Origin of the sequence: Streptomyces sp. NRRL B-24572 (assembly GCF_002156145.1) — a bacterium.
GTDB lineage: Bacteria > Actinomycetota > Actinomycetes > Streptomycetales > Streptomycetaceae > Streptomyces > Streptomyces vietnamensis.
The window spans coordinates 1-10,821 of the sequence record NZ_MWIG01000611.1 but is presented as its reverse complement, the minus strand read 5'-3'; the positions used below and the strand labels follow the sequence as shown (position 1 = coordinate 10,821).

General features: G+C 72.6%; 9 protein-coding genes and 1 pseudogene. 7 read left to right on the top strand and 3 right to left on the bottom strand.

Annotated features, from left to right (window positions below; genetic code table 11):
- A pseudogene (locus tag CCN56_RS45090) lies at window positions 1-94 on the bottom strand (chorismate mutase); the annotation flags it as partial.
- 388 nt (window positions 95-482) lie between these two features.
- On the opposite strand from CCN56_RS45090, the gene guaA reads away from it, so the two are divergent.
- The 4 genes from guaA (at window position 483) to CCN56_RS31565 (ending at window position 5,044) form a co-directional block, all read left to right on the top strand.
- On the top strand, window positions 483-2,075 hold the full coding sequence (guaA, locus tag CCN56_RS31580; RefSeq protein ID WP_041130833.1) for a glutamine-hydrolyzing GMP synthase: 1,593 nt from the start codon (window positions 483-485) through the stop codon (window positions 2,073-2,075).
- Window positions 2,076-2,186: 111 nt separating this feature from the next.
- The gene (locus CCN56_RS31575; RefSeq protein ID WP_086831329.1) at window positions 2,187-2,975 is read left to right on the top strand and encodes a class II aldolase/adducin family protein; all 789 of its coding nucleotides are present in this window, start codon (window positions 2,187-2,189) and stop codon (window positions 2,973-2,975) included.
- Between the two features lie 186 nt (window positions 2,976-3,161).
- Window positions 3,162-4,394, top strand: a complete 1,233-nt coding sequence (locus tag CCN56_RS31570; protein WP_373412924.1) for a hypothetical protein — start codon at window positions 3,162-3,164, stop codon at window positions 4,392-4,394.
- A gap of 89 nt (window positions 4,395-4,483) precedes the next feature.
- Window positions 4,484-5,044 carry a DoxX family protein gene (locus CCN56_RS31565; protein WP_086831327.1) on the top strand — a complete coding sequence of 187 codons (561 nt, stop codon included), beginning with the start codon at window positions 4,484-4,486 and terminating at the stop codon, window positions 5,042-5,044.
- 156 nt (window positions 5,045-5,200) lie between these two features.
- On the opposite strand, the gene CCN56_RS31555 is transcribed toward CCN56_RS31565, so the two are convergent.
- A complete protein-coding gene (locus tag CCN56_RS31555) occupies window positions 5,201-6,541 on the bottom strand; it encodes a PspC domain-containing protein (protein WP_086831325.1) in 1,341 nt (446 codons plus the stop codon).
- Window positions 6,542-6,697: 156 nt separating this feature from the next.
- Between CCN56_RS31555 and CCN56_RS31550 the strand changes: the two genes are divergently transcribed.
- Both CCN56_RS31550 and CCN56_RS31545 read left to right on the top strand, forming a co-directional pair.
- Window positions 6,698-7,960, top strand: coding sequence for an ATP-binding protein (locus CCN56_RS31550; RefSeq protein ID WP_086831324.1), 1,263 nt, complete (start codon window positions 6,698-6,700; stop codon window positions 7,958-7,960).
- Complete coding sequence (locus CCN56_RS31545; protein ID WP_086831323.1) at window positions 7,957-8,673, top strand: response regulator transcription factor; 717 nt, start codon at window positions 7,957-7,959, stop codon at window positions 8,671-8,673. The genes CCN56_RS31550 and CCN56_RS31545 overlap by 4 nt, the downstream gene beginning before the upstream one ends.
- A 95-nt stretch (window positions 8,674-8,768) precedes the next feature.
- Here CCN56_RS31545 and CCN56_RS31540 read toward each other — a convergent pair whose 3' ends face one another.
- Window positions 8,769-9,884, bottom strand: coding sequence for a C40 family peptidase (locus CCN56_RS31540; protein WP_086831322.1), 1,116 nt, complete (start codon window positions 9,882-9,884; stop codon window positions 8,769-8,771).
- 348 nt (window positions 9,885-10,232) lie between these two features.
- Here CCN56_RS31540 and CCN56_RS31535 point away from each other — a divergent pair, with 348 nt between their 5' ends.
- The gene (locus tag CCN56_RS31535; protein WP_086831321.1) at window positions 10,233-10,586 is read left to right on the top strand and encodes a hypothetical protein; all 354 of its coding nucleotides are present in this window, start codon (window positions 10,233-10,235) and stop codon (window positions 10,584-10,586) included.
- The last annotated feature ends 235 nt before the right edge of the window (window positions 10,587-10,821 follow it).

Below are 10,821 nucleotides of genomic sequence, written 5' to 3'. Positions count from 1 at the left end.
CGAGGGCGTCGATGCGCTCGCGGGCGTCGCCGATCAGCGTCGCCGCCTCGTCGGTGCGGGCGCCGGTCTGCTCGGTGATGGTCTTCGGGGTCATGGTCTTCGTGGTCACGGCGGGGGCTCCTCGTGGTGTCGGGTCCTGGAGCCCCGGGGCGACATCGCCCGGAGACAAGCAGAACGCCCCGGGCCTTGTCGGCCCGGGGCGCCTGGGAAGTCGCTTGTCAGTTGCTCAAGCAGCACGACCATGGCAGCCGGTGGGCCGGTTGCCATAGGTAAAGACGAAGGTCGAGTACTTGCGCATGGCGACAGTATGGACCCCTCCGCACGCCCCGGGACAACCCGGGTTCGGATGGTGAGACGAAAAGCGACACCGGCGCGCCGGTAGAATCGACAAATAGCCCCCCTTTCGAGGGACCCCAGGGAACCTCCGAGGAACCCCCGGGGAACCCCGAGGGAACCTCTCCTACCGCCGGAAGGCCGCCGTAGTGTCATCAGCGACTCCCGCTGCCGCGCCCGACGTCTCCAACCCGGACGTAGTCCTCGTTGTCGACTTCGGCGCCCAGTACGCCCAGCTCATCGCCCGTCGCGTCCGTGAGGCGCGGGTCTACAGCGAGATCGTCCCGTCCACCATGCCGGTGGCCGAGATGCTGGCCAAGAACCCGAAGGCGATCATTCTCTCCGGCGGCCCGTCCTCCGTGTACGCCGAGGGCGCCCCGCGCCTCGACCGCGAGATCTTCGAGGCGGGCGTGCCCGTCTTCGGCATGTGCTACGGCTTCCAGCTGATGGCGACGACCCTCGGTGGCACCGTCGACAACACCGGCGCCCGCGAGTACGGCCGGACCCCGCTGCACGTCTCCAAGGCCGGCTCCACCCTCTTCGAGGGCACCCCGGTCGAGCAGTCGGTGTGGATGTCGCACGGCGACGCCTGCTCCGCCGCCCCCGAGGGCTTCACCGTCACCGCCTCCACGGACGTCGTGCCGGTCGCCGCCTTCGAGAACGACGAGAAGAAGCTGTACGGCGTCCAGTACCACCCCGAGGTGCTGCACTCCACGCACGGCCAGCAGATCCTCGAGCACTTCCTCTATCGCGGCGCCGGCATCCAGCCCAGCTGGACCACCGGCAACGTCATCGAGGAGCAGGTCGCGGCCATCCGCGCCCAGGTCGGCGACAAGCGTGCCATCTGCGGCCTTTCCGGCGGCGTCGACTCCGCCGTGGCCGCGGCCCTCGTCCAGAAGGCCATCGGCGACCAGCTCACCTGCGTCTACGTCGACCACGGCCTGATGCGCAAGGGCGAGACCCAGCAGGTCGAGAAGGACTTCGTCGCCGCGACCGGCGCCCGCCTGGTCGTCGTCGACGCGGAGAAGCGCTTCCTCGACGCCCTCGCCGGCGTCTCCGACCCGGAGACCAAGCGCAAGATCATCGGCCGTGAGTTCATCCGCGTCTTCGAGCAGGCGCAGCTGGAGATCCTCCAGGAGGAGGGCCCCGAGGTCGCCTTCCTCGTCCAGGGCACCCTCTACCCGGACATCGTCGAGTCCGGCGGCGGCACCGGCACGGCCAACATCAAGTCCCACCACAACGTGGGCGGCCTCCCCGACGACATCGAGTTCGAGCTCGTCGAGCCGCTGCGCCAGCTCTTCAAGGACGAGGTCCGGATGGTCGGCCAGGAGCTCGGCCTGCCCGAGGAGATCGTCCAGCGTCAGCCGTTCCCCGGCCCCGGCCTCGGCATCCGCATCGTCGGCGAGGTCACCAAGGAGCGCCTGGACCTGCTGCGCGAGGCCGACGCCATCGCCCGCGAGGAGCTCACCGCGGCCGGCCTCGACCGCGAGATCTGGCAGTGCCCGGTCGTGCTGCTCGCCGACGTCCGCTCCGTGGGCGTCCAGGGCGACGGCCGCACCTACGGTCACCCGATCGTGCTGCGTCCCGTCTCCTCCGAGGACGCCATGACGGCCGACTGGTCGCGCCTGCCCTACGAGGTGCTCGCCAAGATCTCGACCCGCATCACCAACGAGGTCGCCGACGTCAACCGTGTCGTCCTGGACGTCACGAGCAAGCCGCCGGGCACCATCGAGTGGGAGTAATCGCTCCCGCATGCGTGTGAAGCCGCCGCTCCGGACCCCCGGGGCGGCGGCTTCGTCGTGTTCACGTCGGGACTCTGGTGACTTGACCGGCCGGGCGTTACCTTCCGGCGCATGAGCGTGATACCGGACCCCGTGCCCGTCGAACGGCTCCACTTCGCCCTGCCGCCCGTCCACGCGACGGCCGAGGAGGAACGCACCCACCGCAAGCAGCGGCTCGCGGGCGCGCTCCGGCTCTTCGGGCGGCTCGGGTACGAGGAGGGCGTCTCGGGCCACATCACCGCCCGCGACCCGGAGTACCCCGACTGCTTCTGGGTGAACCCCTTCGGGGCGCCGTTCGAGGAGCTCACCGCGAGCGACCTCATCCTGGTCAACGGCGACGGACAGGTCGTTTGGGGCGGCCACCACGTCAACCAGGCCGCCTTCACCGTGCACGCCCAGGTCCACCGCGCCCGGCCCGACGCCGTCGCCGTCGCCCACACCCACTCCGTCCACGGGCGGGCCCTCGCCGCGCTCGGCGAACTCCTCGACCCGATCACCCAGGAGGCCTGCGCCTTCTACCAGGACCACGCCCTCTACGACGCCTACACCGGCGTCGCCGTGGACGCCGAGGAAGCCCGCCGGATCGCCGTCGCCCTCGGCACCTTCAAGGCGATCGTGCTCCGCAACCACGGGCTGCTCACCGTCGGCACCTCCGTCGACGCGGCCGCCTGGTGGTTCATCGCCCTGGAACGCTGCGCCCAGGTCCAGCTGGCCGCGAGGGCGGCCGGCAAGCCCGTGCTCATCGACCACCGGGAGGCGGTCGCCACCCGGGAACAGCTCGGCAGCGACCTCGTCGCCTGGATCAACTACCAGCCCCTGTGGCGCAGGATCAGCCGAACGGACCCCGAACTCCTGTCGTAACACCATCGCTTCACCCTTCTGTACGTCAATGAGATGGCGCGGCAATCACTCTCCGGCGGGGCGCACGCGGCAGGCGCGAGAGCCGCCGGTACGGCACAATTCCGTGGAATCAACGGCTGGTTGGCCCTTCGGGGAGCGCCCGGACGCATCGAAGCGGGCCGTGAAGTGAGCTCGGGAGTGAGCACCGTGGCGGTTCAAGAGGCGAGACAGTACGGCGAGCACGCGACGGCCTGTGCCGGCTGCGCCCACTGCGGGCAGGCCGGACACCGACGGGCCGTCGCCGCCTTCCTCGCCCGGCGCGACGAGCTCGCCGCCGGGTACGGCGTCCCCGCGGCCGTCGCCCACTCCCCGGTCGCCGCCCGCCAGTGGGTCTCCGACGAGCTCGCCCAGTCCGCCCGCGCCGTGGCCGTGCGCGGCCGGGAGGCCGGACTCGCCTGGCTCGACCGGGTACGGCGCGGGGGGCTCGGCGCGGTCTGGGGCGCGGTCCTGGCCCTCCTCCTGGGTCAGGCCCTCACCGCCGTCGACGGCGGCTGGACCGGCGCCCGCACGGCCGGCCTCTGCACCGCCCTGGCCCTCGCCGTCCTGCTCAGCGCCGCCGCCCATGCCCACCGGGCCCGCGGCGGCCTCCTCGCCCCGCTGATCGGTGAGGACAACCGGCTCTCCACCACCCGCGCCGTCGCCGCCGGCTGGCTCCTCCTCCTCGGTTACACCCTCCTCTTCCTCGCCTTCCGTTCCCCGGGCGCGACCGCCTTCGGTCTGGCCAGGGGCGCGGGCCTCCTCACCGTCCTCGCCCTCGTCGCCTCCGTCACCGTCACCTCCCGTCTCGTCGTCGCCCTCGGCATCGCCGCCGGCCGCCTCCAGAAGGTGCGCGCCGACCGCCCGCGCGCCGCCGACCTGGTCTGCGACGACAGCGGCCGGGCCGCCCTCGTCGACGTCCAGTACCTCCTCGTCTCCGGCGCCGTCCTGGCCCTGGCCGCCGTCGGCCTGGCCCGCGACCCCGACCGCCTCCCCGAGGTGCCCTGGTCGCTCGTGCTGCTCGTCGGCGTCTCGGCGGCCTGGCACCTCGCCGCGAAGTGCACCGAGGGCGTCCGTCCCACGATCCGCTCCGTGGTCCGCTCCCGGGAGGCGGGCGACCTCGACGCCCCGATCCGCACCGGGGACGACATCGAGATCCGCGGCTGCGGCTTCGTCCCGCCCGGCGCCGGCGCCCCCGACCCGCTGACCCGGCTGGTCGTCCGGATCGGCCCCGTCCACGCCCATGTGCCGCTGGTCCCGGTCCCGGGCGGCTTCGCCAACCCCACCGACTCCGCTCTGACCGTCCCCCTCCCGGCGGACGTGGAACCGGGCCGGGTGGAGGTCTCGGTCGTCACGGCGGCCGGCGTGGAGACCAACCGGATCACGATCGACGTCGTGGACTGAGCCTCAGGCCCCCTTCCGCGTCCCGGCCGCCCGGTGCGGGGAGAATCGTTCCGCGAACAGCCGTACGGGGCGTGGAGAGGTGACCGACGATGACGGGACAGAAGGACGCCGGCTCGGGCAAGGACCGGGGTGCCGAAGGCACCGGCGGTGATAGCGGGCACGTCGTCGAGCGGAAGGCCACCTTCGACCAGTGGCGGGCGATCGCCTCCCGCTATGCCCTCCTTCCGCTGCGGATCTTCCTCGGGGTCACCTTCGTCTACGCCGGACTCGACAAGCTCACCGACCCGGCCTTCTTCGCCGACACGGGCAGCGGCTCCATCGGAGAGATGATGCGCGGCGTCCGCGACAGCTCCGCGATCCCCGCCCTCGTCGACCTCGCCCTCAACAACCCGACCGGCTTCGGCTACGCCATCGCCTTCGGAGAGCTCGCCGTCGGGCTCGGGACCCTCTTCGGTCTCTTCGCCCGACTGGCGGCGCTCGGCGGCGCGCTGATCTCGCTGGGCCTCTGGCTGACCGTGAGCTGGCAGGTGCACCCGTACTACCTCGGCAACGACCTGGCCTATCTGATGTCCTGGCTCCCGCTGCTGCTGGCCGGGGCCCCGGTGCTCTCGCTGGACCGGCTCCTCGCCGAACGGCGCCGTATTCGATAGGCGACCCAGGTCGCGAGGGCGGCGGTGCCCAGGCCGCCGCAGAGCACGGGGACCACCACGTACCACGGGGTCGTCCAGGTGCCGGCGGCGTCGCCCGCGTAGAGGGCGGCCAGGGCGAGGGCGGTCAGGCCGAGGAGCAGGCGGCCGGGGCGGAACTCATGAAGCAGCACGGGTGACCTCCACCTGTCCGAGTCCGACCTCCAACGAGAGGTCCAGGGTGCCCGCCGGGGTGGTCCCGGCCGGCGGGGTGAGCGTCCGGGTCACGTCACGGTCCGGCGCGATGTCGATGTCGCCGGCGGGTGCGCCCGGCAGCTGCAGATCACCCAGACCCACCTGGGCGTGCAGCTTCACCACTGCGCCCTTCGGGACGATCACCTCGAGCCGCCCGGCGCCCACGGAGGCGCGCGTCGCCACCGTCGAGCCGGCCGGGAGCGGGAACCGGGAGAGATCGAGCGTGCCGACCCCGGTGCCAAGACCGTAGTCCGGCTGTACGGCGGCCACCGAGGCGGGTCGCCACGTCTCACGGACCCATTCCGTGGAGATCCGCTCCGGCAGTGCCGAGGCCAGCGCGAGCAGGCCCGCCGTGACCACGGTCAGGAAGACCGTGCCGAACCCGGTCCGTCCGAGAAAGCTGCTGACGGCGAGGCCCAGGCCGAACACCGCCAGCGCGGCGGCCAGACCGATCTGCAGGCTGGTGCCCAGCGGGTGGGTGTCCCACGTCAGGCCCGTGCCGAGACCGCCCGCGAGCAGGGCGAGCAGGAAGACGAGACCTCCGATGGAGAGCGGACTCCGGCGTATGGAGGGCGTCGGTCGCCCGGGCACCGTCGGGTCGGGACCCCACTGGCTGCCCGGCTTCGGCACCTCGCCGTTCACCGTGCCGTCCTCGTCCAGGATTCCGTGCGGTCCCCACAGGTAGCCGATGGCCAGCTTGCCCGTCGAGCCGTCCTTGACGATCGGGTCCCTCCACCAGGAGGGGGACTCGTAGAGCGGCGGGGCCTTGGTCTCGGGCGGCGCCTGGGCGACCGTGGGGACCGTCACGGTGTCCGATCCGCCCTCGGTCTCGCCGCCGCCCCGCCGCCGCTGCGACCACACCGCCGCCCCGCACACCGCGAGCGACAGCGTCAGCGTGAAGCCGAGGATCCCTCCGCTGTGCAGCGTCGACAGGAAGATCCCGCACCCGATGAGCGCCATCAGCAGGGCCGCCAGGGAGGCCCCGGACACACGGCCCGTCAGCAGCCTGCGCCCCTCGCTCTCCTCCTCGCCCGCGAGCGGGATCAGCAGCCACGCGAAGCCGTAGAACACCAGGCCCAGACCGCCTGCCACCGCCAGCACGCCGATCACCACCCGGAATATCACCGGGTCGAGGTCGAAGTGCCGCCCGAGGCCTCCGCAGACGCCGCCCACGACGTTGCTTCCGCGCGAGCGCCGGAGCGGCGGGGCGGGATCGGCCTCCGCCGGCGGCGGGGCCTCGTGCTGCGAAGGCATCGAACTCGTCATGGCTCCATGGTGACGGCCCGTGACGTCCCGCGGCACCGGGGCCGACCCTGGCCCGACCCTGATATTCGAGGGGCCGCCGCCCCCGAGTCCGTACCAGGGACGATCTCAGGGCCGACCCTGATGTCCGGAGCGGGCCGAGCGTGTGACGATCGGTGCATGTCCGCAACCGCTCGTGTCACCGAGACCGACGAACCGCCCGTGCGCAGGCTCTACCGGAGCGCCGACGGGCGGTGGCTCGGTGGTGTCGCGCGCGGCCTCGCGGGCCACCTCGGCCTTCCGGTCGTCTGGGTGCGCGTGCTCTTCGTGGTGCTGTCGTTCTCGAACGGCCTCGGCATCGTGCTCTACGCGGTCTTCTGGATCGTCGTCCCGCTCGGCGTCGGCGGCCGGTCCGCCCCGCGCTCCCTCTTCGAGGAGACCCCGGACGGGCGGCGCAGACTGCGCAAGCCCGACAGCGGCCAGGTCGTCGCCCTGATCGCGCTCGGCATCGGCATCGCGGCCCTCGTCGGGAACATCAACGTCGACAACGAGACCGGGCGCTACATATGGCCCCTCCTCCTCATCGCCGTCGGCGTCGTCCTCGTCTGGAGACAGGCGGACAACGCCCGCCGGGCCAGTTGGACCGACTCCGGGCGCCACAGACGCGCGCTCCAGGCCGTCCGCGGCCTCGTCGGCGTCGGCCTCGTCGGCACCGGCCTCGCGGTCTTCGTGGTGGTCCGCGGCTCCGTCGCCCAGCTCGGCACGGCCGTCACCGCCTCCGTCGCTGTCCTCACCGGCATCGCGCTCCTCGCCGGCCCCTGGCTGGTCCGCATGTCGCAGGACCTCAACGACGAGCGGACCATGCGCATCCGCGCCCAGGAGCGTGCCGAGGTCGCGGCCCACGTCCACGACTCCGTGCTGCACACCCTCACCCTGATCCAGCGCAACGCCGACGACGCGGGAGAGGTGCGCCGCCTCGCCCGCGCGCAGGAGCGCGAGCTGCGGAACTGGCTCTACAAGCCCGAGGGCACCGGCCGGGACGAGGAGCCCGAGACCCTCGCGGAGGCGGTGAAGAGGGCGGCGGCCGAGGTCGAGGACAAGCACGGCGTCCCGCTGGAGGTGGTCGTCGTCGGCGACTGCCCCCTCGACGAGAAGCTGACCGCGCAGATGCAGGCCGCGCGCGAGGCGATGGTCAACGCTGCCAAGTACGGTGGCGAGGGCGGGGCCGTGCAGGTGTACGCCGAGGTGGAGGGCCGCATGGTGTTCGTCTCGGTGCGGGACCGGGGACCGGGTTTCGACCTGGACGCGGTGCCCGATGACCGGATGGGCGTACGAGAATCGATCATCGGTCGTATGCAGCGCAACGGCGGTACGGCCCGGCTGCGGTCACCGCAGGGTGGGGGCACCGAAGTGGAGCTCGAGATGGAGAGGGCGGACGGATGAGCGACGAGACCGGAGCAGCGGCCGGGACCGAAGCGGGGGCACCGGGCACGGAGCGCCGGGTGCGGGTGGTGCTCGTCGACGACCACCGGATGTTCCGCACCGGGGTCCAGGCCGAGATCGGCCGGACCGAGGTCACCGGCGTCGAGGTGGTCGGCGAGGCCGCCGACGTCGATCAGGCGGTCACGGTCATCACCGCGACCCGCCCCGAGGTCGTCCTCCTCGACGTGCACCTGCCGGGCGGCGGCGGGGTCGAGGTGCTGCGGCGCTGCGCGAGCCTGATGGGTGCGGCCGAGGACCCGGTCCGCTTCCTGGCCCTGTCGGTCTCGGACGCGGCCGAGGACGTCATCGGGGTGATCCGGGGTGGTGCCCGCGGCTACGTCACCAAGACGATCACCGGTACGGACCTGGTCGACTCGATCTTCCGTGTCCAGGAGGGCGACGCCGTCTTCTCGCCGCGCCTCGCCGGCTTCGTCCTGGACGCCTTCGCCTCGACGGACGCGCCGCCGGTGGACGAGGACCTGGACCGGCTCACCCAGCGGGAGCGGGAGGTGCTGCGGCTGATCGCCCGGGGATACGCGTACAAGGAGATCGCCAAGCAGCTCTACATCTCGGTGAAGACGGTCGAGTCGCACGTCTCGGCGGTGCTGCGGAAGCTCCAGCTCTCCAACCGCCACGAGCTGACCCGCTGGGCCACCGCCCGTCGCCTGGTCTGAGCGGGATCGGCGGGCCCGGGCCACTCGGCCGACTCGGGCTGCTCGGCGGACTCGGGTCGCTCGGCGGACTCGGGCTGCTCGGCGGACTCGGCTGCTCAGCCGACTCGGGTCGCTCCGGCGAAGGGCATCTCGTCGATGGGGGCGATCCGCACCGGGGCGCCCGGCCGGGGGGCGTGGATCATCTGGCCGCCGCCGATGTAGAGCCCGACGTGGCTGATCCCGGAGTAGAAGAAGACCAGGTCGCCGGGGGCGAGCTGGGAGCGGGAGACCCGGCGGCCGGCGTTGATCTGGGTGTACGTGGTGCGGGGCAGGGAGACGCCGGCCGCGCGCCAGGCCGCCTGGGTGAGGCCGGAGCAGTCGTACGCGGAGGGGCCCGTCGCCCCCCACACGTACGGCTTGCCGAGCTGGGCGCGGGCGAAGGAGATGGCCGCCGCGGCACGCCCGTCCGGGGCGGTCACCGGCTCGCGCTCGCCGCCCGAGGAGCGGTCGGCCCGCACCGGGGCGGAGACGTCGGCCGCGCCCGGGGCGCTCGGCCCGTCGGTCCGCGTCGAGGTTCCGTAGCCGTCCCGGGCCGCGGCGGCCGCCTCGTACCGGGCGCGTTCCTCCTCGGTCAGCCGGGCGAGCAGCGTCCTGGCCTCCGCCAGCTTGCCGACCACGGTCGCCTTCTGCCGTCGCAGCTCCGCCTCCTGCGCGCGCAGTGTGGTGAGCTTCCCCGCCGACTCGCCGCGCAGCTGCCGGATCGCGGCGAGTTCGCGCCGCACGGCCGTGATGGCGGCCGCCTGCCGGTCCCCGGCCTTCTCGGCGAGCGCGGCCCGCTCCAGGTACTGGTCCGGGTCCGAGGTGAGGGCGAGCTGGACCGCGGGGTCGAGACCGCCGGAGCGGTACTGGGCGGCGGCCACGGCTCCGAGCGCGTCCCGCGCGGTGTTGAGGCGCTCGGTCCTGCGGGCCGCCTCGTCACGCAGCCGGTCGAAGGCGGCGCGGGCCTCGTCGGCCTTCTCCTTCGCCCCGTTGTACCGCTCCGTCGCGACCTCGGCCTCCTCGTAGAGCCGGTCGACCTTCGCCCTGACCTGGGCGGTGGTGGGCCGGGGGTCCGCGTGTCCGGACCCTTCGAAGAGCGTCGCCGTCGCCGCCGAGGCGAGGGCGAGGGTGGCGGCGGTCCGTACCGCCGAGCCGCCGAGGGGGGACTGTTTGGGCTTCCGGTGCGCTGCCACGAGGGCGGGTCACATCCTCTTCCCTGAGGGGGACGGTGCCCGCCGGGCCGACGGCGGGCCGCACAGGGGAGACGGACCGCCGCCGGGTTTTCTCGGCGGGGGTGACCGACGGCCGCCGGATCGCCGACGGTGGTGGTGGGGAGCCGGTCACCTGGTGGAGGACGCTAAACCTGGGGTCACGGCCGGACGGGGAGTTGACCGCTATTGGCGTCAGTTGACGTGTCGTGGACCGAACTCTTTCGTTCGGAGTGAGGGGCCGGGGACATTCCGGCGGTCGTCCGACCGATGCGGCGGGGGGAGTGGACCCGGCCGGAGAGCGGTGATAGGGCCCCGGTTAGGCTCCGCCCCATGGACGTACTCATCAATGTCTTCGTCGCCCTGCACATCATCGGTATCGCCTCCCTCCTCGGCGGCTTCCTCACCCAGATGAAGGCGATGGGCGCCGGTACGGCCCGCTTCAGCCCCGCGATGCTGCACGGCGCGCTGACCATGCTGATCACGGGCGTCGCGCTCGTCGGCCTCAACCAGGCCGACGACCACACCGTGAACAACCTCAAGGTCGGCATCAAGCTGGCGATCCTCGTCGTGATCCTCGGCCTCGTCTACGTCAAGCGGGACGAGGAGAGGGTCGACAAGGCCCTCTTCGGCGCCGTCGGCGGCCTGACCATGGCGAACATCTTCATCGCGACCCTCTGGGTGTGAGCCCTGCGGGAGCCCCGTGTGAGGCCTTCCACAGAGACGGTCCCGAAGGCGGACCCGGATGTCGGCGGGGCGTCCTAGACTCGTGAGGCGATGAGCAGCCTCTTTGACGACAGCTTCCTGGCAAGCCTCCAGAACCACTCGGAGGAGCCCCCGCCCCACCCCGAGGACGAGGAGCACGGCTCCCCGAAGAGGTCGTGCGGGACCTCCTCCGTGGCCGGGGAGCCGTGCTCCTCGT

Coding starts and splice junctions, on each gene's coding strand:
- CCN56_RS31565 (WP_086831327.1), top strand. CDS start 4,484: ATGACGGGACAGAAGGACGCCGGCTCGGGCAAGGACCGGGGTGCCGAA.
- CCN56_RS31535 (WP_086831321.1), top strand. CDS start 10,233: ATGGACGTACTCATCAATGTCTTCGTCGCCCTGCACATCATCGGTATC.
- CCN56_RS31575 (WP_086831329.1), top strand. CDS start 2,187: ATGAGCGTGATACCGGACCCCGTGCCCGTCGAACGGCTCCACTTCGCC.
- CCN56_RS31545 (WP_086831323.1), top strand. CDS start 7,957: ATGAGCGACGAGACCGGAGCAGCGGCCGGGACCGAAGCGGGGGCACCG.
- CCN56_RS31555 (WP_086831325.1), bottom strand. CDS start 6,541: ATGACGAGTTCGATGCCTTCGCAGCACGAGGCCCCGCCGCCGGCGGAG.
- CCN56_RS31550 (WP_086831324.1), top strand. CDS start 6,698: ATGTCCGCAACCGCTCGTGTCACCGAGACCGACGAACCGCCCGTGCGC.